The sequence below is a fragment of the Kitasatospora atroaurantiaca genome, from assembly GCF_007828955.1.
Classification (GTDB): Bacteria; Actinomycetota; Actinomycetes; order Streptomycetales; family Streptomycetaceae; genus Kitasatospora; species Kitasatospora atroaurantiaca.
The window spans coordinates 4611207-4636804 of record NZ_VIVR01000001.1 but is presented as its reverse complement, the minus strand read 5'-3'; the positions used below and the strand labels follow the sequence as shown (position 1 = coordinate 4636804).

Genomic DNA, 25598 nt, shown 5'->3' with positions numbered 1-25598 from the left:
CGGCGGACCATGGAAGAGCGGCCGGTGCTGTGGGCACCGGCCGTCCAGATCTCTTCCACCCGGCACTTCCGACAGGAGCACCCCGTGACCACGACGACCGCAACCGCCGTCCGCACCGGCCAGGCGGCCGCCCGCGCCACCGGCCTCAACAAGGTCTACGGGGAGGGCGAGACGCGCGTCGTCGCCCTGGACAACGTGAGTGTGGTGTTCCCGCAGGGCGAGTACACCGCCATCATGGGCCCGTCCGGCTCCGGCAAGTCGACCCTGATGCACTGCATGGCCGGGCTCGACACCGTCTCCTCCGGCTCCTCGCTGATCGGCGACACCGAGCTGGTCGGGCTGAAGGACAAGCAGCTCACCAAGCTGCGCCGGGACCACATCGGCTTCGTCTTCCAGACCTTCAACCTGCTGCCGACGCTGACGGCGCTGGAGAACATCACCCTCCCGATGGACATCGCGGGCCGCAAGGTCGACAAGGAGTGGCTGGACCGCGTGGTCGACACCGTCGGCCTCTCCGGCCGCCTCTCGCACCGGCCGAGCCAGCTCTCCGGCGGCCAGCAGCAGCGCGTCGCCTGCGCCCGCGCGCTGGCCTCCAAGCCCGACATCATCTTCGCCGACGAGCCCACCGGAAACCTCGACTCCCGCTCCGGCGCCGAGATCCTCTCCTTCCTCCGCAACTCCGTCCGCGAGCTCGGCCAGACGGTGGTCATGGTGACCCACGACCCGGTCGCCGCCTCGTACGCCGACCGCGTGGTCTTCCTGGCCGACGGCCGGATCGTGGACGAGCTGACCGGCCCCACGGCCGACAGCGTCCTGGACCGGATGCGCCGCTTCGACGCCAAGGGCCGGACGAGCTGACGCCCCGCCAGTAGCCGCGTAGCCGCCCGCCCCGACTTCCCCAGGACGCATCCATGTTCCGCACCGCACTGCGCAATGTGCTGGCCCACAAGGGCCGACTGCTGATGACGGCGCTCGCCGTCATGCTCGGCACGGCCTTCGTGGCCGGCACCATGGTCTTCTCCGACACGCTCGGCCAGGCCATGAAGAACAGCTACTCCAAGAGCTACTCCGACGTCTCCGTCCTGGTCTCCGACCGCGACGCGGGCGCGGGCGCGAGCCCCCGCCAGAAGAGCGAGCGGAGCACCGCCCGGCTCGACGAGGCGACGGTCAAGCAGATCGCCGCACTGCCCGGCGCCGAGCAGGCCCGCGGCGTGGTCTCCGGCTTCACCGCCGTGGCCGACCGCAAGGGCAACCTGATCGGCGAGTCCTGGAGCGCCAAGGGCGGCAACTACGTGCCCGACGGCTCCGGCAAGGATTCGCGCTACCCGATGGCCGACGGCCGCGGCCCGCAGAAGGCCGGCGAGATCGCCCTCGACAAGGAGACCGCCAGGAAGGGCGGCTACCAGGTCGGCGACACCGTCCGGATCGCGTCGAACGGCCCGGCCGTGGACGCCAGGCTGACCGGTGTCTTCACCACCGACGACCCCGAGGTGAGCTCCGGCAGCACGCTCACGCTCCTCGACACCGCCAGCGCACAGAAGTTCCTGCTGACGCCCGGTCAGTACAGCAGCATCTCGGTGAAGGCCAAGCCGGGCACCTCCGAGAGCGCCCTGCTGAGCGAGGTCGAGGCCAAGCTGCCGAGCGGTGACCGGTTCCGCACCGAGACCGGTCGGCAGCTGACGGACGAGCAGACCAAGATGATCGCCGAGGGCACCGGCAGCATGAAGACCATGCTGCTCGTCTTCGCCGCCATCTCGCTCTTCGTGGGCATCTTCATCATCGCCAACACCTTCACCATGCTGATCGCCCAGCGCACCAAGGAGCTGGCGCTGCTCCGCGCCGTCGGCGCCAGCCGCCGCCAGGTCACCGACTCGGTGCTGGTCGAGGCGCTGCTGATCGGCGCCACCGCCTCGGTCGCGGGCCTGGTCGCGGGCGTCGGGATCGGTGCCGGGATGCAGGCGCTGATCCGCGCACTGACCCCGAGCATGCCCACCGGCCCGCTGGTCATCGCCCCGGTGACGATCGTGGTGGCCGTCGTGGTCGGCATCCTGGTGACCGTCCTGTCCGCCGTGCTCCCCGCCATCCGCGCATCCCGGATCGCCCCGGTGGCCGCGATGAGCAGCGGCGACCAGCCGGCGACCCAGAAGAGCCTGCTGATCCGCAACATCATCGGCTCGCTGATCGCGGCCGGCGGCCTGGCCCTGATCGCGGTCGGCGCCTCGACCGGCAACAGCGACGGCCGGATGCCGGTCGCGCTCGGCGCGGGCCTGGCCCTGATCGGCATCTTCATCCTGCTGCCGCTGCTCTCCCGCCCGGTGATCGCCCTGGTCGGCCCGCTGCTCGCCAAGCTGGCCGGCACCCCCGGCAAGCTGGCCCGGCAGAACGCGGTGCGCAACCCGCGCCGTACGGCCGCCACGGCCGCCGCGCTCACCATCGGCCTGACCCTGGTCAGCGCGCTGACCGTGCTCGGTGCCTCGATCGGCGGGGCCGTCGACCGGGCCGTGACCAGCGCGATGAAGGCGGACTTCAACGTCACCATGGCCAACGGGCGGGACATGTCCCCCGAGCTGGTCTCGCAGATCACCAAGGCCCCCGGGGTGGCCGCCGCCAGCCCGCGGCTGCAGAGCTACCTGAGGATCGACGACTCGTTCACCTCGGTCGACGGCTTCGACGCCGACAGCTTCGACCAGCTGGTCCGGCCCACCATGACCGGTGGTTCGGCCTCGGTGCTGAAGCAGGGTCAGGTCCTGGTCGACAGCGCCATCGCGAAGAAGAGCAACCTGTCCGCCGGCAGCACCGTCAAGGTGAGCTACCCGGACGACCGGACCGGCACCCTGACGGTCGGCGGGGTGTTCGAGAAGAGCGAGATGATCTCGGGTGTGATCATGGCCAACGCCGAGGTCGCCAAGCACGACCCGAACCCCTCGGTCAACGACATCCTGGTGAAGGGCACGGACGGTGCGAGCAGCACCGTCAAGCAGTCCATCAAGGACGCCACCGGCAACAACCCGGTGATCGACGTCAAGACCAAGCAGGACATGAGGGACGAGTTCAGCAAGATGATCACCTTCGCCCTGAACATGATGTACGGCCTGCTGGCCATGTCGGTGCTGGTGGCGATCCTCGGCGTGATCAACACGCTGGCGATGTCGGTCTTCGAGCGCAAGCGCGAGATCGGGATGCTGCGGGCGATCGGCCTGGACCGCGGCGGCATCAAGCGGATGGTCCGGCTGGAGTCCGTGGTGATCTCGCTCTTCGGCGCGGCGATCGGCGTCCTGCTCGGCTGCTTCATGGCCTGGGCGGTCAACGGCACCCTGGAGTCCAGCATCGCCGGGCTGACCACGGTGATCCCGTACGGCAAGATGCTGGTCTTCCTGGCCCTGGCCGGTCTGGTCGGCCTGGTGGCCGCGATCTGGCCGGCCCGCCGGGCCTCCAGGCTGGACATCCTGGCGAGCATCAAGACCGACTGACCGTCGGACACGAGAAGGCCCCTGCCGGAGGGTTCGTTCGGCAGGGGCCTTCTTCGTCACTGCTGTACTTCGCTACTGCTGTACTCCGCCCGGTCGCACGGCCGGCTGAGCACCACGGAGGTCGTGGTCCGGCGACGCTGCCGGGCGGAGAGCCTCCGACTCATACCCCGACGGGGGCTGGTCGTTCCTACTTGCTGGCCGCGAGCTCGTTGGCGGGCTCGACGACAGCGGTGGCAGCGACGGGCTTGGGAGCGGGAGCCGCGGCCTCCTGGAAGGCGTCGAACGGCTTCTCCATCTCCGACAGGCCCACGGTCTCGCGCTTGAGGAACATCGCGAGCGTCCAGTCGGTGAAGACCCGGACCTTGCGGTTCATCGTCGGCACCCGGCTGCCGTGGTACAGGCGGTGGAACCACCAGGCCGGACGGCCCTTCAGCTTGTACTTGCCGAAGAGGATCGCCACGCCCTTGTGCAGGCCGAGGCCGGCGACCGCACCGAGGTTCTTGTGCTTGTACTCCTTCTGCGGGAAGCCCCGCATGCCGGAGATCACGTTGTCGCCGAGGACGAGCGCCTGACGGACCGCGTGCTGCGCGTTCGGCGGGCACCAGGCGCCCTCGCCGACGGCGAGGTCGGGTACCTGGGCGTTGTCGCCGGCGGCCCAGACGTAGTCGAAGCCCTGGACCTGCAGGGTCGGCGCGGTGTCCACGTGGCCACGCGGGCCGAGCGGCAGGCCGAAGTGGTTCAGGACCGGGTTGGGCTTGACGCCCGCCGTCCACACGATGGTGGAGGCATCGGCCTCGACGCCGTTCTTCAGCACCACGTGCTGGTCGACGCAGGAGTCCATCGAGGTCTCGATGTAGATCTCGATGTTGCGCTCTTCGAGCTTCTCCTTGGTCCACAGACCGAGGTCCGGGCCCATCTCCGGGAGGATGCGGTTGGCCGCCTCCACCAGGATGAAGCGCATGTCGTCACGGCTGACGGTCTTGTAGATCTTCGCCGCGTCCCGGGCCATGTCCTCGACCTCGGCGATGGTCTCGACGCCGGCGAAGCCGCCGCCGATGACCACGAAGGTGAGGGCCTTGCGACGGACCTCGGGGTCCGTCGTGGACTCGGCCTTGTCCAGCTGCGCCATGACGTGGTTGCGGAGGCTGATCGCCTCTTCGACCGTCTTCATGCCGATGCCGTGCTCGGCCAGGCCGGGGATCGGGAAGGTGCGGGAGACCGAGCCGGTCGCGACGACGAGGTAGTCGAAGGGCAGCTCGTAGGCGTCGCCGGCCAGCGGCGCGATGGTGGCGACCTTGCGGGCGTGGTCCACACCGGTCACGTGACCGGTGAGCACCTCCGCCTTCTTGAGGGCGCTGCGCAGCGGGGCAACGAGGTTGCGGGGCGCGACGTTGCCGCCGGCCGCCTCGGGAAGGAAGGGCAGGTACGTCATGTACGACCGCGGGTCGACGACCGTGACGGTCGCCTCCCCGTAGCGCATCTTCTTGAGGATGCGCATCGCGGCATACAGGCCGACGTAACCACCGCCGACAATGAGGATGCGAGGACGCTCCGTGGTGCTCATATCCGAAAGTATCCACCCCCGTTCGGGCCGCCCTTCGTGAGGCCCGTCACAGCCCTCTGGACACCCTCTGCTACACTACGCGGCCACATCTGCCGGGGGTGGCGACCGCCTCACGGGCGCCGGGCGCAGCCGGTGAGCATCCGGACGCAGAGGGCACCGCTGAGCAGCAACGTTCCTTGTCCCGCCCGAGTTCCCGCTCGCCATTTCGATTCCGTCACCCGAGCGGGAGCCCTGCCTGCGATCCAGCGGGCGGGCGCTGAAGTCGACCTTCGGTCCCACATATCGGACGTAGCGGGCGGCTCGGTGCGACGAAAGGCTGGATCGCCATGTGAAGAAATTCACGAACTTTCTCGCGACTCGCCGTACAGGCCTCGGCCCCGGGCGCGCCGAGGGCGCTCCGGGGCCGATTCCGTAAGGGGTGTCGGGGGTTCAGACCGCCATACTCCAGGCGATCCCGTCGAGGATGTCGTGCTCGCTGACGACCACCTCGGCGGCGCCCGTCCGCTCCATGATCTCCAGCAGGACGAGGGCACCGGCCGCGATCACGTCCACCCGGCCCGGGTGCATCACGGGGATGGCCGCGCGCTGCTCGTGGGTCGAGGTCAGCAGCCGACCGGTCACCTCCCGCACGTCCGCCACCGGGATCCGCGAGTGGTGGATCGCCTCGGAGTCGTACGCGGGCAGGTCCAGGGCGATGCCGGCCACCGTGGTGACCGTACCGGCGAGGCCGACCAGCGTGGCGGCCTCGTTCAGCGGGACGACCTCCGCGGCCCGGTCCAGCGCGGCCCGGATGTCCGCCTTGGCGGCGGAGATCTGATCGGGCGTCGGCAGCTCGGTGCCGGCGAAGTGCCGCTCGGTCAGGCGGACACACCCGATGTCGACCGAGCGGGCCGCCTCCACGTCGTCCGTGCCGAGCACGAACTCGGTGGAACCGCCGCCCAGGTCGAAGACCAGGTACGGGGCCTCGAAGGCGCCGCCGGTGAGCTCCTTGGTGGCGCCGACGAAGGAGAGGTGGGCCTCCTCCTCGCCACTCACCACCTGGGGCTCGACGCCGAGGATCTCGCGGACGCCCTTGGTGTACTCGTCGCTGTTCTCGGCGTCCCGGGAGGCCGAGGTGGCGACGAAGCGGATGCGGTCCGGGCCGACGCCGTACTCGGCGATCACGGCGGCGTACTCGCGGCAGGCCGCGAAGGTCCGCTCCAGCGCCTCGGGGGCCAGCCGGCCGGTCCTGTCCACGCCCTGGCCGAGCCGGTTGATGATCATCCGGCGGTCGAGGTCGGCGATCTGGCCGGTGGCGGGGTCGAGGTCCGCGATCAGCAGGCGGATGGAGTTGGTGCCGCAGTCGATCGCGGCGACTCGCGTGGTGGTCATTCGGTCTCCTCCTCGGCCTGGCGCTTCTTCGCCGCACGCTCGGCGGCCTTCTGCTCCTTGGCGGCGATCACGGCGGCGTGGTCCTCGGCCTGCGCCCGCTGCTCGGCCACCTTCGCCAGGTTCTCGTCGACCTCGGCGGCGGAGACGCACGGGCCCTTGGCCCACCAGTCCTCCAGCATGCCGATCGCCTCGTCACCCAGCGGGTTGACGCCGGGCCCGGCCGCCAGTGAGTGGCCGACCAGCACGTGGAGGCACTTCACCCGGTCCGGCATACCGCCGGCGCTCGGGAAGCCCTCCAGCACCTCGATGGCGTCCCGGCGGGCGATGTAGTCCTCGTGCGCCTTCCGGTACGAGGCGGCGAGCTCCGGGTCCTCGGCGAGCCGGGCGGTCTGATCCTTCATCACACCGTCCGCCTCCAGGGTGCCGATCAGCGAGGCGGCCTTGGGGCAGGTCAGGTAGTACAGGGTGGGGAACGGCGTACCGTCCGGCAGCCGGGGCGCCGTCTCGACGACGTCCGGGTTGCCGCACGGGCAGCGGTGGGCCACCCCGCGCAGGCCGCGCGGGACGCGGCCGAGCTGGGCCGCGATGGCGGCGACGTCGTGGTCGGAAACGGCAGAGTTCTCAGTGGTCATGGGGAACTGTCTCTAGCGGGAGGCGGGGGCGGGGGTGGAGTCGGCCGCGTCGACCGAGTCCCAGATGCTGGTGTACCAGGGCTGGGCGGCCTTGGCCGCCTGGGCGGGCGCCGTGCCGCCCGAGGAGGGCTTGGGGGTGGCGGGCGGGCTCGGATCGACCGAGACGAACGGGGTCTCGCCGGGCATCGCGTAGTGCAGCCGCTCGCGGGCCTGCGCCTTCACGTACTCGGGATCCTGCCAGCGGGCCCGCTCCTTGCGGAGCTGCTCGACCTGCTGCTTGGCGTGGTCGGCCTTGGCGCGCTGGGCGGCGATGTCGGAGCGCTGCGAGATGAACTGCCGGGTGGGGTACGCGAGGATCGCGACGAGCGAGCAGAGGACGAGCACCAGGACGGTCGCCCGGCTGGTGAAGCGCGGCCTCGCGGCCATGCCCGGGATCTTCCACCTTGCCATCTCTCGTACCCCCTGCTGATCGCACCGGTGCCCCGGCCCCACCCTACGGGGTGAGAGCCGGGGCACCGGTACTACAGCTGTGTGTCAGCCCTCGTACTTGCCGTGCTTACTGGTCCGCAAAGCGGAACCGCGGGAACGCGCCACGCCCGGCGTACTCGGCGGCGTCGTCGAGGATCTCCTCGATGCGCAGCAGCTGGTTGTACTTGGCGACGCGCTCGGAGCGGGCCGGGGCGCCGGTCTTGATCTGGCCGCAGTTGGTGGCGACTGCGAGGTCGGCGATGGTGACGTCCTCGGTCTCGCCGGAACGGTGCGACATCATGCAGCGGTAGCCGTTGCGCTGGGCCAGCTCGACGGCGTCCAGGGTCTCGGTCAGCGAGCCGATCTGGTTGACCTTCACCAGCAGCGCGTTGGCGGTGCCGGTCTCGATGCCCTTGGCCAGGCGCTCCGGGTTGGTCACGAACAGGTCGTCACCGACCAGCTGGACCTTGGCGCCGAGCTTGTCGGTCATGGCCTTCCAGCCGTCCCAGTCCGACTCGTCCAGCGGGTCCTCGATGGAGACCAGCGGGTACGCGGCGACCAGCTCGGCGTAGTAGTCGATCAGCTCGGCGGAGGTGAGCGCCTTGCCCTCGAACTGGTACGCGCCGTCCTTGTAGAACTCGGAGGCGGCCACGTCCAGCGCCAGCGCGACGTCCTTGCCGGGCACGTAGCCGGCCTTCTTGATGGCCTCGGTGATGAGGTCCAGCGCCTCGCGGTTGCTGTCCAGGTTCGGGGCGAAGCCGCCCTCGTCGCCCAGGCCGGTGGAGAGGCCGCGCTCCTTCAGGACGCCCTTGAGGGTGTGGTAGACCTCGACGCCCCAGCGGACGGCCTCGGAGAAGGACTCCGCGCCGATCGGAGCGATCATGAACTCCTGGATGTCCACGTTGGAGTCCGCGTGCGAACCGCCGTTGAGGATGTTCATCATCGGGACGGGCAGCACGTGCGCGTTCGGGCCACCCAGGTAGCGGAACAGCGGGAGGTCGCTGGCCTCGGAGGCGGCGTGCGCCACGGCGAGGGAGACACCGAGGATCGCGTTGGCGCCGAGCGAGGACTTGTCCGGGGTGGCGTCCAGGTCGAGCATGGCCTGGTCGATCAGGCGCTGCTCGGTGGCGTCGTAGCCGACCAGCTCCGGGCCGATCTGCTCGATGACGGCGAGGACGGCCTTCTCCACGCCCTTGCCGAAGTAGCGGTTCTTGTCACCGTCGCGCAGCTCAAGGGCCTCGAAGGCACCGGTGGAGGCGCCGGACGGGACAGCGGCACGACCGGTGCTGCCGTCGTCGAGGCCGACCTCGACCTCGACCGTGGGGTTGCCGCGCGAATCGAGAATCTCACGGGCTACGACGACATCAATGGACGGCACGAGCATCTCCTTGCGGAAGCAGGGTCCTGCGGACAGGGGTGGAGTCTGCGGGGACGATTGCGGAGTCGTTACGACCAGAGCCTAACCGCACCGGCGCTCCGGGCCACGCTGCCCTTGGCCCCGTCTCACCGTGTGGCCCGGCTACTCGCCGGTAGTTCACCTGAATGACCGCGAAAGGGGGCGTTCCGGCCGCCGCCGGAACGCCCCCTGGTCCACGCCGCGGTCTCAGCCGAGGTGGAGCACCTGGCCGGGGAGGATCAGGTCCGGGTTGCCCCCGACGGTCGACCTGTTGCCGTCGTACAGCTTGTGCCAGCCGCCCGAGAGGTGCTGGTCGTGGGCGATGTCCGACAGGGTGTCACCCGGCACGACGGTGTAAGTGTTGCCGACCGCGGACGTGCTCTGCTGGACGGGGGCGGCCTGCGGGGCCGGGGCCGCCGGAGGAACCGGGACCGGGACCGCCTGAGGGATCGTGACCTCGGGGGTCGCCGGGGCTGCCGGGGTCGCCGGGGTGGACGGCGTCGCGGCAGGGGTCTGCGCGAACTGGTTGTAGATCTCCTCGTGGCTGGTCCAGTACCAGTTGCCGTCCTTCTGGTACCAGTACTTGCCCGAGGCCTCGTCGTAACCGGCCTTGCCGGGGAAGACCGGGACCACGGGCGCCTGGGCGGCGTCCTGCTCGCCGGCCTTCTTGGAACCCTGGATGGTGCCGGCGGCGCTGGCCGCACTGTCGCTGTCGACCTGGGCGGCCGAACCGCCCTTGGTCAGACCGGCCTTGACGGAGCAGACGGGCCAGGCGCCGGGACCCTGGGAGGCGAGCACCTTCTCGGCGACGGCGATCTGCTGGCCCTTGCTGGCCTGGTGGGCCTGCGCGGCGTACTGGGCGCCGCCGTAGGCCTTCCAGGTGCTGTTGCTGAACTGCAGGCCGCCGTAGAAGCCGTTGCCGGTGTTGATGCTCCAGTTGCCGCCGCTCTCGCACTCGGCGACCTTGTCCCAGGTCGACACGGGGGCGGCGTGGGCGCCGGTGGCGGTGAGCAGCGGCATGGCGAGACCGACTCCGGCCACGCCTGCGACGGCGATGGCCTTCTCGGTCTGCGTACGACGGCGGTGACGGCCCGAACCGGTGAAGAGCATGAAGACGTCCCTCTCCGCACGCCTGCGAGGTGAGCTGTCGGGTTCGGACCGGGAGGTGGCCCGGCCGCCTGCCGCAGGAACGGTCCTGCGTGGGCGGCTTCACCCCAAGCCGTGGGGGAACGGCAACTGACCTGGGTCCCCCGCCCCTGCCCAAGGGTCTGGTCGGTGTCCCGGCAGCGCGGCGGGCAGGACTCGGCGTTCCGCGCACGGGGTTCGCAGCTGCGAACTTCAGGGAGAGTAAACAGATGAGCCCACCGATCACAAGCTCATACCGCCTGCATCACAAGGGAATTACGGTCCGTCACCGATCGTCTACAAACGATCCAACTTTGTCCATATTGATGCGTATTCGGATCGTTGCTGGACAGAGCCGGTCAACACGCCGTCAGACGGCCGTGAACGACACCGGCAACTCCCGGAGCCCGCGCATGATCAGGCCACCGCGCCAGCGCAGGTCCGCCGGGTCCGCCGCGAGTCGGAGGTCGGGAAGGCGGGTGAGCAGCGTGGCCAGGGCGGCCTGGCCCTCCAACCGGGCCAGCGGGGCACCGATGCAGTAGTGGGTGCCGTGGCCGAAGCCCAGGTGCGGGTTGTCCTTGCGGGCCAGGTCGAGGGTGTTCTCCTCGGCGAAGCGGGCCGGGTCGCGGTCGGCCGCCGCGAGCACCACCAGGACGGGGTCGCCGACCGGGATGTCCACACCGCCGATGGTCAGCGGCCGGGTCGCGAACCGCCAGGTGGCAAGCTCCACCGGGCCGTCGAAGCGCAGCAGTTCCTCGACGGCCGTGGCCAGCAGGCCGGTCTCGCCGCGCTGGACTGAGGCCTGGAGGAGGGCCCGCTGCTCCGGGTGGCGGAGCAGGGCGAAAAGTCCGTTTCCGATCAGGTTCACGGTGGTCTCGAACCCGGCGAAGAGAAGGATGAAGGCCATCGCGGCCGCCTCGTTCTCGGTCAGGTGCTCGCCGTGGTCGCTCGCCCGGATCAGGCCGGAGATCAGGTCCTCGCCGAGGTCGGCCCGCTTGCGGTGGATCAGCTCCAGGAGGTAAGCCCGCATCTTCTTCACGGCGCGGGCCACCCCGCCGCGCGGGCCGCCGCCATGTCGGATCATCATCCCGGCCCAGTCCCGGAAGTCGTCCTGGTCCTCCGGCGGGACGCCCAGCAGGTCGCAGATCGCGTAGATGGGGAGCGGGAAGGCGAACTCGTGGATCAGGTCGGCCGAGCCGCGGGCCGCGAAGGAGTCGATCAGCCGGTCGGTGAGCTGCTGCACCCGGGGCTCGAACTCGGCCACCCGGCGCGGGGTGAACGCCTTGGAGACCAGCCGGCGCAGCCGGGTGTGGTCCGGCGGGTCGATGTTCAGCAGGTGCGTCATCAGGTCCGCCTGGCGTTCGCCCGGGATACCGACCCGGCCGGTGCGGTGAGCCTGCTCGCTGTGGTGGGCGGGGTTCTTGGACAGCCTGCCGTCGGCCAGCGCCTGCCGGGCGTCCGCGTACCGGGTGACCAGCCAGGCGTCCACCCCGCTGGGCAGCGTGGTGCGGTGCACGGGAGCGTGCTCGCGCAGCCATGCGTACGCGGGGTAGGGGTCGGCGGCGAACTCCCAGGTGAAGAGTTCCGGCTGGCTGGTATCGGGCGTTTCCGGCATGTCATGACCGTAACCGGTGCCGCGGAGGCGTGAGTCTGGTCACCTGGCGGGTAATTGCTGTTGCGGAGGGTCGCTACGTGCCTACGATCCTCCGATATGCCTTTGGTGGGCGCCGGTGCGGTGTCGTCCACAGAGCTCTGAAGGAGGAGCAGGCCATGCGAGTAGCCGGGGCAGTGGTGGTCATCGCGGTACTCAGCGGCGGATCGGGGGCCGACCTGGCCCGCCGGTTCGCCGCCGCGGGCGCGGCCGGGATGCTGATCGCCGACCAGCACCCGGGTGTTGCCGAGGACCTGGCCGCCGAGCTCGACCGTCCCGGCTGTCCGGTGGTCGGGGTGTGCAGCGACGTCCACCAGCCCAGCGACGTGGCCGCGCTGGTGGACACCGCGGGCAAGCACATCGGCCCGATCGACCTGTTCTGCGTGGCCGGGCCCGACGGCGAGCGGATCGTCTCGCTGGACGAGCTGCCCGACCACCTCGACCCGCTGGCCGAACTGCTCGCCCTCGTCGGAGACGCGATCAGCGAGGTCGTCCCGCAGCAGCGTCAGCCCTCCCCGAGCCCCGCATCGAGCCCCTCCGCCGCCCGCACCGCGCTCCGGTAGCCGCGCGCGGCCGCCCGGAGCGCCGCGTCCACATCCACATCCGCGTCGTGCGCCCGCTGCGCCACGGCGAGCAGCAGCGTGCCCACCGACTCCGGGGTCAGCTCGGCGGGCAGCTCGTACGGGGCGTCCGGCACGCCCGTGAAGCCCGCCCGGCGGACCCGCGAGACCAGCTTGGCGGCGTACGCGAGGGCGGGCAGCCCGGCCGGAACGCCGTCCAGCACCGACTCGCGCTGCTTCTCGGCGGCCTTGAGCTGCTCCCAGTTGGCCTCGACCTCGGCGGACTCGGTGGCCTCGACGTCGCCGAAGACGTGCGGGTGGCGGTACATCAGCTTCTCGACGATGTCGCCGGCCACGTCGTCGATGCTGAACGGGTCCTCGGGGTGCTCCTCGGCGATCCGGGAGTGGAAGAAGACCTGGAGCAGCACGTCACCGAGCTCCTCCCGCAGGGTCTCCCGGTCGCCCTCCTCGATCGCCTCGACCAGCTCGAAGGCCTCCTCGACCAGGTACTTCACCAGGGAGGCGTGCGTCTGCTCCGCGTCCCAGGGGCAGCCCCCCGGCGAGCGGAGCCGGTCCATCACCGAGGCCAGGTCGAGCAGCCGCGCGCCCGGCAGGTCGTACGAGCCCGGCAGCACCTCGATCTCGGGGACCTGCCCCGCCTCCTCCACGGCGAGCCGCGCCAGCGCGTCGGTAAGGCCCGGATCGCCGTCGGGGCTGCCCAGCCAGACTGTTACGCGCCCACTCGCCTCCGGGCGCTCGTACCCGGCGCCGACACTCCTCGCTCCGGCACTCCCTCCTTCGTCGGTCGCTTGTCGCTCGTCGCTTTCGGCACCGGCGCGCCCCGAGCCGTAGGGAGCGCGTGCCGGCGCCGCCTCGAGCAGCCGGCGGGCGAGTGCCGGGGCCGTGCCGCGCTCGACGAGCTCGACCTCGACACCGGCCTGCCGGACGGCGGGCAACTGCGGGTGCGCCGGGTCGGCGGCCAGCACACGGGCCGCTCCTCGCAGGGCCTCCCAGGCGGGCCAGGAGAGCAGGCCGGGGGCGACGCGGTGGGTGGTGGTGAGCAGGATCAGCTTCGGAGTGTCCACACCTTTGAACCTACCTGGTGGGCGGTGCGGCGCCGCGAGGAACGGCGAGCTGCCGTCAGGCCGCGACGGCCGTCTGGGGCAACCACTCGGTGACGGTGTCGGTGAGGGTGACCTGCTTCGGGTCCCAGTGCCCGTAGCGGGGGTTGACCTCGATCCTGAGCTTGGTGCCGGCCTCGGCCAACGCCGCCCGCACCACGGCGTCGCCCTCGGCCGTACGGGCGTCCTGCCCCTGGGCCGCGGCGAGCTTGTGGATGCCCAGCTGCTGCCGGTAGAAGGCGTCGATGTCGCCCGCGGGCACGCTCTGCTTGAGCAGCAGCTCGCGCTGGAGCTCGTTCTCGCCGCCGAGCATCCTGGTCTCCGCGTCCCGGGCCTGGTCGATCTCCCCGTCGGAGACGGTGATCCGGCGGTCCGCGAGGGCCTGGGCCACCACCTGGTTGAGCACCAGCTCGGCGACCGTCCGCCTGATCAGCCCGGCCCGTTCGGTGCGCGGCCCGCCCGGCTGGGCGGCGGCGGCCGTCCGCAGCTCGGCCACCCTCGACTCCACGGTGGCGATGGAGATCGGCCGGCCCCCGACCACGGCTGCCGCCCCCTGGTGGGCCGTACCGCCGCTGCACGCGGTCAGGGCGGCCGCGGCGAGCAGGGCGCCGACGGCGGTGCGGGTGCGGCGGGCGGCGGGGCTGGTGCGGATCACGTGGGGCCTCCGAGTCGTGGGCGGGGCTGGGTGCGGTGTCCGGTGCTGTGGGAGACCGGTGGGTTCTCCCGACGGGAACCGACAATAGGGAGCCGCGCAGCGCCTTGCCCAGACCTTGCGCCGAACGGGTGTGCCGATGGCCGGTCTCCGCCGGTTCGGTGTCCGGCGGCCGCGACAGCAGGACGGCGGCCCCGGGCACTTGAGCCCGAGACCGCCGTCCGCTGGCTGCACGCTACTTCTTCGATCCCGCCAGGTCGTCGAACATCGTGGTGAGGAACTCCGTGCACCAGGTGAGCAGTTCACGCCCGACCAGCGGCTTGCCGCCGATCCGGCCGGTGCTCGGCCGCGGCACCAGCAGTTGCTGGGCCGCCGCCTTCACCTGGCTGCGCGGGTAGAGCCGGTTCAGCCGCAGCTGCTGCGACTCCCGCAGCTCGACCGGGCCGAAGCGGATGTTGGCCCCCTGCAGGGTGATGTCGCCGATCCCGCAGCGCCGCGAGTACAGCCGCAGGGCAGCCACCAGCAGCAGGTTCTCCACCGGCTCGGGCAGCTTGCCGTAGCGGTCGGTGAGTTCCTCGCGGACCTGGACGATGTCCTCCTCGGAGTTGACCGCCGCGATCGAGCGGTAGGCCTGCAGCCGCAGCCGCTCGCCCGGGGCGTAGTCGTGCGGCACGTGGGCGTCCACGGGCAGCTCGATCTTCACCTCCAGCGGCTCCTCCTCCGGCTCCCCGCCACCGCTCGCCAGCGACTCGCGGAACTCCGCCACCGCCTCGCCGACCATCCGCATGTAGAGGTCGAAGCCGACGCCGGCGATGTGCCCGGACTGCTCGCCGCCGAGCAGGTTGCCCGCCCCGCGGATCTCCAGGTCCTTCATCGCCACGTACATACCCGCGCCCATTTCGGTGTGCTGGGCGATGGTCGCGAGCCGCTCGTGCGCCGTCTCGGTGAGCGGCTTCTCCGGCGGGTACAGCATGTACGCGTAGCCGCGCTCGCGGCCACGGCCGACGCGGCCGCGCAGCTGGTGCAGCTGGGAGAGGCCGAAGGTGTCGCCGCGCTCGACGATCAGGGTGTTGGCGTTGGAGATGTCGATGCCGGACTCCACGATCGTGGTGGAGACCAGGACGTCGAACTCCTTCTCCCAGAAGTCGACGACGACCTTCTCCAGCAGGTTCTCCCCCATCTGCCCGTGCGCGGTGGCGACCCGCGCCTCGGGCACCAGGTCCTTCAGCCGGGCGGCCGCCTTGTCGATCGACTCGACCCGGTTGTGGATGTAGAACACCTGGCCCTCGCGCAGGAGTTCACGCCGGATCGCCGCCGAGATCTGCTTCTCGTCGTACGGGCCGACGAAGGTCAGCACCGGGTGCCGCTCCTCCGGCGGGGTGGTGATGGTCGACATCTCGCGGATGCCGGTGACGGCCATCTCCAGCGTTCGCGGGATCGGCGTCGCCGACATGGTCAGTACGTCCACGTTGGCGCGGAGCTTCTTCAGCTGCTCCTTGTGCTCGACGCCGAAGCGCTGCTCCTCGTCGACGATGACCAGACCGAGGTCCTTGAACCTGGTCTCCGAGGAGAACAGCCGGTGGGTGCCGATCACGACGTCCACCGAGCCGTCGAACAGCCCCTCCAGGACGGCCTTCGCCTCCGAGTCGGTCTGGAAGCGCGACAGCGCCTTCACGATCACCGGGAAGTTGGCGTACCGCTCGGCGAAGGTCGAGAAGTGCTGCTGCACCAGCAGCGTGGTCGGCACCAGAACGGCCACCTGCTTGCCGTCCTGCACCGCCTTGAAGGCCGCCCGGACCGCGATCTCGGTCTTGCCGTAGCCGACGTCGCCGCAGATCAGGCGGTCCATCGGGACGGACTTCTCCATGTCCGCCTTGACCTCGGCGATGGTGGTCAGCTGGTCGGGCGTCTCCGCGTACGGGAAGGCGTCCTCCAGCTCGCGCTGCCAGGGGGTGTCCGGGCCGAAGGTGTGGCCGGGGGCCGCCATCCGGGCCGAGTACAGCTTGATCAGGTCGGCGGCGATCTCGCGTACGGCCTTCTTGGCCCGCTGCTTGGTCTTCGCCCAGTCCGCGCCCCCGAGCCGGTGCAGGGTGGGGGCCTCGCCGCCGACGTACTTGGTGACCTGGTCGAGCTGGTCGGTCGGCACGAACAGCCGGTCGCCGGGGTGCCCCTTCTTGGCGGGGGCGTACTCCAGGACGAGGTACTCGCGGGTCGCGCCCTGGACGGTGCGCTGCACCATCTCGACGTACTTGCCCACCCCGTGGGCCTCGTGGACGACGTAGTCGTCGGCCTGGAGGGCCAGCGGGTCGATGGCGTTGCGCCGGCGCGAGGGCATCCGGCGCATGTCCTTGGTGGAGGACTTCTGGCCGGAGAGGTCGGTCTCGGTGATGACGGTCAGCTTGAGCGTCTCGTCCACGAAGCCGTGCTCGATCGAGCCGGTCGCGACGTGGACGACGTCGCGGGTGGGCGCCTCGGCGAGGTCGGCGACCAGGCGGGCCGGGATGCCCTCGTTGCCGAGCACCTCGGCGAGCCGGGCCGCCGGGCCGTGGCCCTCCGTCACCATGACGACCCGCCAGTCCGAGGCCAGCCGCTCCTTGGCGTCGGCGATGGCGCGAGCGGTGTCGCCCCGGTACGCCTCGACGGCGTGCATGCCCAGGGTGAGGGTGTTGGCATCGCCGGGCCAATCAGCGGCTCCGCCGCGGGCGAGCACCTCGGTCACCGAGGAGTCGCTGGTTGCGAACGGGCTGACGGACCACCAGGGCAGGCCGATCTCGGCCGCGTGCTCGCGGACGTCGGCCAGCGACCAGAGCGAGGCGGCGGAGACGTCGATGGACTCCAGGTCGATCGGGCGGTCCGCACCGGCTGCGGCCGCGACCCAGGAGGCGTGGAGGAACTCCTGGCTGGTGGCGACCAGGTCGGCGGCCCTGGTCCGGACCCGCTCCGGGTCGCAGACCACGGCGATCGAGCCGGTCGGCAGGACGTCCATCAGGAGTTCCATCTCGTCCACCAGCACGGGGGCGAGGGACTCCATGCCCTCGACCGCGATGCCCTGGGCGATCCGGTCCAGGATCTCCGCCAGCTCGGGGTGCTCCTCGGCCAGCGCGGCGGCCCGGGCCCGGACCTCGTCGGTGAGCAGCAGCTCGCGGCAGGGCGGCGCCCAGAGACCGTGCTCGGCGATCTCCAGGGACCGCTGGTCGGCGACCTTGAAGTACCGGACCTCCTCGATGTCGTCGCCCCAGAACTCCACCCGCAGCGGGTGCTCCTCGGTGGGCGGGAAGACGTCCAGGATGCCGCCGCGCACGGCGAACTCGCCGCGCTTCTCGACCAGTTCGACCCGGGAGTAGGCGGCGGCCGAGAGCTTCCTGGCCACCTCCTCCAGGTCGTGCTGCTCACCGCGCAGCAGCGCCACCGGCTCCAGCTCGGCCAGGCCCTTGACCTGCGGCTGCAGCACCGAGCGGACGGGGGCCACGATCACCTGGACCGGCCCGGCGGCCGGGTCGTCGGCGCGCGGGTGGACGATCCGGCGCAGCACGGCCAGGCGGCGGCCGACCGTGTCCGAGCGCGGCGAGAGCCGCTCGTGCGGCAGCGTCTCCCAGGCCGGGAAGTCGGCGACCGCGTCGGCGGGCAGCAGGGAGCGGAGGGCGGCGGCGAGGTCCTCGGCCTCCCGGCCGGTCGCGGTGACGGCGAGTACGGGCCGCCCTCGCTCGCCGGCCTGCCCGGCCAGCGAACGGGCCAGTGCGGCGATCGCGAACGGCCGGGCCGCGGGCGGCCCCACCAGGTCGAGGTGCTGCCGGTGCCCGGCAGCCGCCGCCTCGATCGCCTCGGCGAGGGCGGCATCCCGTACGACGACATCGAGCAGTCCGGACAGGCTCATCGAGTCTCTTCTTCGTCCCGTGGCTGGAGTGCCCGGGCGCCGGAGAGACCGGCCGGGCAACGCGAACGGCCCGGCACGCGGTGCGCCCGGGGGCCTCCAGCCTACGCCGCACGGCCGACACGCACGCGGTGCGACCGGCTGTGCGGCCGAGCGAGTCCGGTTCGATCACGCTTCGGAGATCACACGAACTGGACATACTCCTGTCACTGTCCGTCCATGGTCGGCGCGCAGGATGGTGCCTGTGCCCGCCGCACCCAACCGTGGGGGATGGCTGTGGTGGCGCAGACGCACCCCGATGGGGGTCGGGAGTGCGTGGCCGGGCGGCCCTGGGTGGGGGCGCCCGCGCCCCTTTGTCGGGAGTCGTGGCGCCCTTTCCTGGAGGGCGCCACGGGTCCTGGCCTATTTGTCTGAAGTGCCACGCTTGGGATCGGCTCTCCGTACTCTCTTGTGAAGACGGTGTGGGGACACCGTCATCGCGATGGAGGGGGTACTTCGTCATGCGCGTCGTCATCGCAGGTCAGGGGTATGTCGGGCTGCCACTGGCCGTCCGGGCCGCCGAGGTGGGGCACCAGGTGGTCGGCTACGACGTGGACGAGCGGCGGATCAAGCGGCTGGCCGTCGGCGAGTCGTACGTCGAGGACATCCCGGCCGAGCGGCTGCGCCCGCTGCTGGACGGCGGCGCCTACCTTCCGTCCGCCGACCCGGCCGACGTGGCGGGCTTCGACGTCGCGGTGATCACCGTGCCGACCCCGCTGCGGGACGGGGTGCCCGACCTCTCGTACATCGAGGCCTCGGCGCGGCTGCTCGGCCGGCACCTGCGGCCCGGCGCCACGGTGGTGCTGGAGTCGACCACCTACCCGGGGACGACCGAGGAGCTGCTGGCGCCGCTGCTGGAGGAGGGCTCCGGGCTGAGGGCGGGTACGGACTTCCACCTCGGCTACAGCCCAGAGCGGATCGACCCGGGCAACCCGACCTGGCGGCTGGAGAACACACCCAAGGTGGTCTCGGGCATCACCCCGGCCGCCCTCTCGGCGGTCGAGGGCTTCTACGGGCAGCTGGTCGAGCGTACGGTGCCGGTCTCCTCGTGCAAGGAGGCCGAGCTGACCAAGCTGCTGGAGAACACCTTCCGGCACGTGAACATCGCCCTGGTCAACGAGCTGGCGATGTTCGCCCACGATCTCGGGATCGACGTCTGGGAGGCCATCGACGCGGCCTCCACCAAGCCCTTCGGCTATCTGCGCTTCACCCCCGGCCCCGGCGTCGGCGGGCACTGCCTGCCGATCGACCCGTCCTATCTCTCCTGGCGGGTGGAGCGGGCCCTCGGGCAGTCGTTCCGCTTCGTGGAGCTGGCGAACGACGTGAACAGCCACATGCCCGACTACGTGGTGCGCCGACTGGTGGAGGCGCTGAACGACCGTCAGCGCTCGGTCAAGGGCTCGCGGGTGCTGCTGCTCGGGCTCGCCTACAAGAAGAACACCGGCGACGCCCGGGAGACCCCGGCGGCCCGGGTCGCCGAGCTGCTCACCAGGATGGGCGCCGAGGTACGCGCCGCCGACCCGCACGTGGTGGTCGGGGTGCACGTGCCCGAGCCGGTGATCCCCGGCCAGCGCACGCCCGAGCAGGACGCCCACGGCGACCCCTTCGCAGCCGTACGGCGGGTCGAGGCCACCCCGGAGGAACTGGCGGCGGCGGACGCGGTGGTGCTGCTGGCCGACCACGACGAGTTCGACTACGAGGCCGTGGTCGCGCACGCCCGGTACGTGCTGGACTGCCGCCGGCGGCTGGCGGGCGCGGCGGTCGAGGTGCTCTGAGACACCGGTGTCGGCCCCTCCCGAAGGGGCCGACACCGACGTCCGACCTGTAGTACTCGGACTGCCACGGGAATGGGCGATTCCGATTCCGGATCCGACGCCCCGGGAGATTTCCGCAGCCACGGCGGAATGCCGTGATGGAGCTCACCTTCCTTCGTCACCGAACCGGTGGCCAAGGCCGGACCGCCCGGCTAGTGTCCGGTTCTGGCGCGGCCACGCCACCCACCCCCACGCCGCGCGGACAGGAATTCCAGCGTGGACGCATCCGCCCGCAGATACCGACGCGCAGGATTGGCGCTGCTCGCAACGCCGGCGGTACTGATCTCCGGCTGCTCGTCCCCGGCAAAGGCCCCGGAAACGAAGCTGACGCCGCCACCGATATCCGGAACCCCGCAGGCTCCGGCTTCCGGGCGCGGCGGAATGACCGGGCTTCCGCTCTCCGCCTACAACTGGGGCGACCAGGACATTCAGCGGGACGCGCAGCTCCGCACGTCACTGGCCGTCTCCTGTATGCACAAGGCCGGGTTCGCCGGCTTCAGCGGCGACAACTACCAGGGCACCGAACCGCCCGACAACGCCACCGCACTGCCCGCCGGCGCCTGGGGGTACCTGGGCGCCGACATCGCGGGCGTCCAGGGGTTCCACCCGCCCAAGCGCAGCCAGGTACGGACGGCGCCCGCCGGGACGGACGACTCCGAGGCCTTCGTGACCGCCCGCGTCGACTGCGACCGGCAGATCGCCGAGCAGCTCAAGCCGCCCAGCCCGGCCGGGACGGAGCTGGTCAACCGCCTGTTCAGCGAGTCCCTCCAGGCCACCGGCCGGGACTCCCGGGTCACGGAGGCCACCCGGAGCTGGGCCGACTGCATGGCGAGGTCCGGATACCGCGTCGCCGATCCCACCACGCCGCTCCAGCAGTACCGCGGCCCCGGCAGCCCGACCGCCGAGGAGCTGGCGACCGCGCGGGCGGACGCCGACTGCACCACCCGCAGCAACCTCGCGGGCGTCTGGTTCGCCGTGCTCACCGGGTACCAGAAGCAGCAGATCGACCAGAACGCCACCGCCCTGGCCGCCCAGCAGAAGGCGGTCAAGGACCAGGCCGAGCGGATCGCCAGGCTCCTCGCGGGCTCGGGCACCTCCTAGGCCTAGGCCCGCCGCACCACCGAGCTCGGGTACTCGGAGCCGTCGTCCACGATCACGATCTTGGGGATGATCTTCGTCTCGGCGTCCGGCACGGGGGCCGGAGGGTCCGCCGGCTTCGGCGGCACAGGCGGCATGACGGTGGTCTCGGCCTCCGCGGGCGCCGGTGCCTCGGGGGGAGGCCCTGCCGTGGGCTCCTCGGGGACGGGCTCGATCGCACCGACCGCCGCGCCCGTGAGGGCCGCGAGGGTCCCCTTGATGTGGTCGAGGTGCTTCTGCACCTCCTCCTGCCGGACGGCGAACTCCTGCTGCTCGCGCTCGCTCGCCGCGTGGATCCTCTCGGCCTTGCGGCGGCCCTGCTCCATCACCTGGTCCGCCTTGGCCCGGGCCTCGGCCTCCCACTGCTTGATCTTCGCCAGCACGTCCTGGCGGTGCTGCTCGGCCTCCTTGAGCCGGTTCTCGGCCATGGCGGCGATCTTGGCGTCCTCGGCAACCGCCTGCGCCTCCGCGGCGGCGAACGTCTCGTCCGCCCGCCGGCGCAGCTCGGCGAGCTTGGCCTCGGCCTGCTCCTCCGCCTCCGCGGCGCTCACCCGGGTCTTCGCCGCGTCCGCCGTCGCGGTGTCCCGCACCGTACGGGCGTCGCGGTCGGCCTCCGCGCGCAGCTTCTCGGCCTCGGCGCGCGAGCGCTCGTCCGTCCGGCGGACGGCCTGCTCGGCGTCGCTGCGCGCCGTGGCGGCGTACTCCTTGGCCGCCGTGGCGATGTCCTGGCCCGCCTCGTACGCCCGGTCGCGGGCGTCCTCCGCGGCGCGCTCGGCCCGCGTCCGGACGGCCAGTGCCTCGGCGTCGGCGATCGCCATCAGCTTGGCGGCCTGCTCGCTGAGCACCGCGAAGTCCGGTTCGGGGGCGTCGGCCGCGGACCGGACGATGTCGGCGAGCCGCTTCTCCATCTCGCGGATGCCCGCGCCGAGCACGCTGAGCCGCTCCCACGCCTCGTCCCGCTCGGCGGTGAGGGCGGCCAGCGCCCGGTCGACCTGCTCGGGCGCGTAGCCCCGCCGGGCAGCGGTGAAGCCGTGCTGGGAGACGGCGTCGCTCATGGGCTCTTCCCCTCGTGCTCGCGGGCTGCGCAGCCCATTGTCGGACGTCATCGAGGTGGATGCGGGTAGACCCATCCTCTTGACCTATTTTGCGCAGATAAGGTCGAAACCCAAACAACGCAGCGCCGCACGGCAGCACGAAGGGGCCGTACCGGTGGTCCGGTACAGCCCCTCCGACCTGCGACAGGCCCGCTACATCACGCCGTCCCAGAACTGCTCGAGCAGGACGGCCCACCAGGTCTCGGGCGTCTGCAGCGCCGCCGGGTCGATGGCGGCCAGCTGAGCCTGGAAGTCGGTCGTCCAGCGGCCGGCCTGATCCGGCGTCAGCCCGTACCGCAGGCGCCACATCCGCCCGAGCAGCGCCAGGCTGCGGACGAACTCCGGCACGCCGGTGTTGACGAAGCGCGGGGCCTCGCCGCCGCCCTCGATGTCGACCGCGACCACGGCGGCCGTGCCGTACTGCACGCACAGCTGGCGGCCGTAGTCGTTGCCGAGCACCAGGTAGCCGCCGAAGTCCGGCCCCGGCGGCAGGCCGCGCTCGGCGGCCAGCTCGGCGAGGGTCGGGATCGGCCTGCCCTCCTGGGCCTGGGCCCAGAAGAACGGCGCGAAGTCGCGCGGCAGCCCGGCCCACATCAGGGTCTGCGCCACCGGCTCCGGCACGCCCTGACGGGAGACCGCGCGCTGCTCGAAGCGGAACACCATCGGCCCGAAGGCCTGGCCCAGCTCGGCGGCCAGCTGCTGCGGGGCGAGCGGCGGCAGCGGCGGGACCATGCCCGGCGCGGGCAGCGGCACCCGGACGGGGCGCGGGCGCTGCGGCGCGGCGGCCAGCTGGTGCAGCTGGTCGACGTGGTCCAGCAGCAGCGCCATCCCGGCCTGCCTGGCCTGGTAGTCCCGGCCGTACGGGGCGGTGTGGCTCAGCCGCGCGTTCGGCCAGGAGGCGCGGACCATCCGGGCGCAGTAGCCGCCGGGCAGGTCGCAGCACTCCAGGTCGGTGTGCAGCTCCAGGACCTGGTCCGGCGGGACGTTCAGCCGGCGCAGCTCCTGCAGGGCCTTCCACTCGGGGTGGGGGGTACCCGGCTCGCTGTGCTGGATGAGCTTCTGCTCGGAGCCGTCCGGCCCCCGGTAGCTGATCACGGCGATGCTGCCGGGCCCGATCGAGGGCACGCCGGACGGCACCGGCGCGACCGGCGGCTGGGGCGCGGGCGGCGGGACGGCGGGCACGGCAGGTGCGGGCGCACCGGCCGAGGCAGCGCCGGCGGGGTAGCCGTAGCCGACCGGCGGAGCGCCCGGCACCGGGACGGCACCCGGCGGGGGCGGCGGAGGCATGCCGGGGCCACCTTGCGGCGGAGCGCCGGGGATGCCGGGGCCGCCGAGGCCGCCAGGGGGCATCTCGATGGCGTGCGCCAGCTGGGTCGCCTCGTACGCGATCCCGGCCGCGCCAGCGGCCTGTGGGGCGGCGGGCGCCTCCGCTCCGCCGAGCAGCTCGCCGGGCGGCGGGGGCGGCGGGACACCGGGGCCGGAACGGCCGCCGGCACTGGGTGCGGGGTGGCCGCCGGGTGCGTGACGGAGCTCGGCGGGCGGGGGCGGCGGCGGGGCGCTCGGGCCGCGCCCGGCTCCGCCCGGGCCGTGCGGCGCGGCACCCGGCCCGCGGAGCTCGGCCGGTGGCGGGGGCGGCGGGGTGCCCGGGCCGGAGCGGCCGAGGCCGCCGGCCGGGGCCGGGCTGCCGGGTGCCCCGGGTGCGCCGGGCAGGCCCATCAGCCCCGGTGCGCCGTCGGTGGCGAGCATGGTCGGGGCGTACGCGATTCCGGGCGAGCCGGCAGGCGGTGCAGGCGGTGCGGGCGGGACGGGCGCGGCGGGCGCACCCGGTACCGGCACCCCCGGCGGGGGCGGCAGCGGCACGGGCGTGGCGCCGGGCGGTGGCGGGGGCGCGGCGGCGAAGCCCGGCGCCCCCGCCAGGACCCCGTCCGGCAGCGGCACGGTGGCGCCCTCCGGCGGCACCGGACCGTGCGGCAACGGCAGCGGGGTGGAGCCGGGCGGCGGGGTGTGGCCGGGCGGCGGGGCGGCCAGGCCGTACGAGGGTGCGGCGTCGCCCGAGGGCGGGGCGAGCATGGTGGGGGCGTCCCCGGCCGGCCGGTCGGAGGCGGGCGGCGCGGTGAGCACCACCGGCGCGGCGCCGGAGGCGTCGGGCGCGGCCGGTTCGCCGAGGCGGGCCGCCTCGGCCGCGATCGCCGCCGCCCCGGCCTCCTGGAGCCACTGCGGCGGGCTGAGCAGGAAGGACGTCGCCTCGACCGCCCCGGGCACCGGCTTCGCGGCACCGGCCGGGTTGGGCGCGACCGGACCGCCGTACGTCTCCTCGTACTGCCGGACCACCTCGTTGACGGGCAGCGGCGGCCAGAGCGTGCTGGCCCCGCTGTCCCGGGCGATCACCATCCGGGCCTCGCCGGCCGGGCCGTCCGAACCGCCGTCGGCGTCCTGGCCGTCGGCCCTGTCCACGGCCCAGCAGACGAAGCCCAGGTCGAACTCCCGCACCCGTACCTCGCGCTGCTGCGAGCGCGGCACCCCGGCGTTGATCCAGTCCTCGGCGAGCTCCTGCGCCTGCGCGTACGTCACCACGCCCGGTCCACCCCTTCTGTCCTGCGGCTGCGCATCAGTTGACCGGTACGGCCCGGGCGAACCCGCCGTCCACCATCATTCCCGCCACGGTCTCCAGCTCCGGAGGGCTGCCGGCCAGCCGGAGCAGGAACTGGTCGAAGTCCGCACCGCAGGGCAGCAGAAGCCGCGCGACGCGCTCCTCGGGGGTCTCGGGCCCGCCGGTGTCCCGGGCGTCGTCGTAGAGGCAGAACCAGACCGAACCGGTCTGCTCGCCACGCACCTTGAGCGCCAGGATGCCGCCCTGCACGTAGGCGATGCCCAGGTAGTCCTTGGTGAGGTGGTCGCGCAGGCACTTGTTCGCGTAGACCAGGTCCTGGACGCCGTACTCCTCACTCACCGTCATGAACGGCTGGTCGAGCAGCAGTCCGAGCTCGGTGTCGAGCGCGACGCCGACCGGGGCCCGGCCGCCCGCCACCTTGAGGAAGCTGCGGTACGCGCCGGGGAGCCGGTGGCCCAGGCGCTGCTCCGCGTTCTGCACCAGGTCCTCGGTGACGCTCAGCGGGTCGCCGCCGTCCTTGGCCAGCGAGAAGTGCGCCGGGCGGTGCTCCTGGAGCGGGCGGGTGCCACGCCGGTTGTGGTCGGCGCTGGAGCGGGCCAGGCCGCCGTGGTGCCGGAGCAGGGCCTTGACCTCGACCGGGACGAGTTCCATCCGGCGCCAGCCGGGCGCCGCCCGGCCGACGGAGTGGTGCCAGGTCCAGCCCGGCGGGGTGGCCACGGCGGTGTCCAGGTCCGCCCAGAGCTCATGGCCCTGGGTGAACAGCGCGGCGTTGGCCGACACGTAGTCGGTCAGCCGCAGCTCGTCCACGCCGAAGCCCTCCGGCGGGTCCGCGACCTCGGCGGCGGCGACCGCGTACGCGCTGAAGTCCGGGTAGCCGTACTCGTCCACCCGCACCCCGGCGGGGTGCTTCGCGGACCGTACCGGGTCCGGGAACTGCACCACCTGGCCCGCGTACGCCCCGTTGGGCGCCGCGGCGGTGCCGGGCCGACCTGTCGTCATCTGGGTGCCCCCACTGGCTGCTG

Annotated in this window: 17 protein-coding genes, 1 pseudogene and 1 riboswitch; of the genes and pseudogenes, 5 read left to right on the top strand and 13 right to left on the bottom strand. The window is 72.2% G+C overall.

Translation table 11 applies throughout. The annotated features are described in order from the left end of the window. The first annotated feature begins 9 nt into the window (after positions 1–9). Positions 10–858, top strand: a complete 849-nt coding sequence (locus FB465_RS21270) for an ABC transporter ATP-binding protein (RefSeq protein ID WP_145792856.1) — start codon at positions 10–12, stop codon at positions 856–858. A 53-nt stretch (positions 859–911) separates the two neighbouring features. Continuing rightward, positions 912–3470, top strand: a complete 2559-nt coding sequence (locus FB465_RS21265) for an ABC transporter permease (RefSeq protein WP_145792854.1) — start codon at positions 912–914, stop codon at positions 3468–3470. A 187-nt stretch (positions 3471–3657) separates the two neighbouring features. On the opposite strand, the gene FB465_RS21260 is transcribed toward FB465_RS21265, so the two are convergent. The 7 genes and pseudogenes from FB465_RS21260 to FB465_RS21230 all read right to left on the bottom strand — a co-directional run bounded on the left by FB465_RS21260 (position 3658) and on the right by FB465_RS21230 (position 11641). Then, complete coding sequence (locus FB465_RS21260) at positions 3658–5034, bottom strand: NAD(P)/FAD-dependent oxidoreductase (protein ID WP_145792852.1); 1377 nt, start codon at positions 5032–5034, stop codon at positions 3658–3660. 429 nt (positions 5035–5463) lie between these two features. Then, on the bottom strand, positions 5464–6405 hold the full coding sequence (locus FB465_RS21255; protein ID WP_145792850.1) for a Ppx/GppA phosphatase family protein: 942 nt from the start codon (positions 6403–6405) through the stop codon (positions 5464–5466). 125 nt (positions 6406–6530) lie between these two features. Then, positions 6531–7037, bottom strand: a pseudogene (locus FB465_RS21250) (DUF501 domain-containing protein); the annotation flags it as partial. A gap of 12 nt (positions 7038–7049) precedes the next feature. Further along, the gene (locus FB465_RS21245) at positions 7050–7463 is read right to left on the bottom strand and encodes an FtsB family cell division protein (RefSeq protein ID WP_170290655.1); all 414 of its coding nucleotides are present in this window, start codon (positions 7461–7463) and stop codon (positions 7050–7052) included. Between the two features lie 130 nt (positions 7464–7593). Then, positions 7594–8883: a phosphopyruvate hydratase gene (eno, locus tag FB465_RS21240; protein ID WP_211785829.1), complete on the bottom strand. Its 1290-nt coding sequence runs from the start codon at positions 8881–8883 to the stop codon at positions 7594–7596. Between the two features lie 225 nt (positions 8884–9108). Beyond that, positions 9109–10011, bottom strand: coding sequence for a LysM peptidoglycan-binding domain-containing protein (locus FB465_RS37550; RefSeq protein WP_281292352.1), 903 nt, complete (start codon positions 10009–10011; stop codon positions 9109–9111). A 5-nt stretch (positions 10012–10016) separates the two neighbouring features. Then, positions 10017–10185: riboswitch (cyclic di-AMP (ydaO/yuaA leader) on the bottom strand. A 211-nt stretch (positions 10186–10396) separates the two neighbouring features. Beyond that, positions 10397–11641 (bottom strand): cytochrome P450 family protein, encoded by a 1245-nt coding sequence (locus tag FB465_RS21230; RefSeq protein ID WP_145792843.1) that lies wholly within the window; start codon positions 11639–11641, stop codon positions 10397–10399. Positions 11642–11796: 155 nt separating this feature from the next. Between FB465_RS21230 and FB465_RS21225 the strand changes: the two genes are divergently transcribed. Then, complete coding sequence (locus FB465_RS21225; RefSeq protein WP_145792841.1) at positions 11797–12240, top strand: SDR family NAD(P)-dependent oxidoreductase; 444 nt, start codon at positions 11797–11799, stop codon at positions 12238–12240. On the opposite strand, the gene FB465_RS21220 is transcribed toward FB465_RS21225, so the two are convergent. From FB465_RS21220 to mfd, 3 genes are all read right to left on the bottom strand, one after another. After that, positions 12183–13322 carry a nucleoside triphosphate pyrophosphohydrolase gene (locus tag FB465_RS21220; RefSeq protein ID WP_145792839.1) on the bottom strand — a complete coding sequence of 380 codons (1140 nt, stop codon included), beginning with the start codon at positions 13320–13322 and terminating at the stop codon, positions 12183–12185. The two genes, FB465_RS21225 and FB465_RS21220, sit on opposite strands and share 58 nt — an antisense overlap. Before the next feature lie 55 nt (positions 13323–13377). Continuing rightward, a complete protein-coding gene (locus FB465_RS21215; RefSeq protein ID WP_170290654.1) occupies positions 13378–14013 on the bottom strand; it encodes a SurA N-terminal domain-containing protein in 636 nt (211 codons plus the stop codon). 232 nt (positions 14014–14245) lie between these two features. Continuing rightward, a complete protein-coding gene (gene mfd, locus FB465_RS21210) occupies positions 14246–17884 on the bottom strand; it encodes a transcription-repair coupling factor (protein ID WP_145792836.1) in 3639 nt (1212 codons plus the stop codon). Positions 17885–18381: 497 nt separating this feature from the next. On the opposite strand from mfd, the gene FB465_RS21205 reads away from it, so the two are divergent. Both FB465_RS21205 and FB465_RS21200 read left to right on the top strand, forming a co-directional pair. After that, positions 18382–19695 carry a nucleotide sugar dehydrogenase gene (locus tag FB465_RS21205; protein ID WP_145792834.1) on the top strand — a complete coding sequence of 438 codons (1314 nt, stop codon included), beginning with the start codon at positions 18382–18384 and terminating at the stop codon, positions 19693–19695. 420 nt (positions 19696–20115) lie between these two features. After that, positions 20116–20835: a hypothetical protein gene (locus FB465_RS21200; RefSeq protein WP_145792832.1), complete on the top strand. Its 720-nt coding sequence runs from the start codon at positions 20116–20118 to the stop codon at positions 20833–20835. Between the two features lie 2 nt (positions 20836–20837). On the opposite strand, the gene FB465_RS21195 is transcribed toward FB465_RS21200, so the two are convergent. From FB465_RS21195 to FB465_RS21185, 3 genes are all read right to left on the bottom strand, one after another. Next, entirely contained in the window at positions 20838–21926 is a 1089-nt protein-coding gene (locus tag FB465_RS21195) for a hypothetical protein (protein ID WP_145792830.1), read from the bottom strand. Positions 21927–22118: 192 nt separating this feature from the next. Continuing rightward, positions 22119–24539 carry an SUKH-4 family immunity protein gene (locus FB465_RS21190; RefSeq protein ID WP_145792828.1) on the bottom strand — a complete coding sequence of 807 codons (2421 nt, stop codon included), beginning with the start codon at positions 24537–24539 and terminating at the stop codon, positions 22119–22121. A gap of 34 nt (positions 24540–24573) precedes the next feature. Then, complete coding sequence (locus FB465_RS21185; RefSeq protein ID WP_145797490.1) at positions 24574–25575, bottom strand: SMI1/KNR4 family protein; 1002 nt, start codon at positions 25573–25575, stop codon at positions 24574–24576. Positions 25576–25598 lie beyond the last annotated feature (23 nt).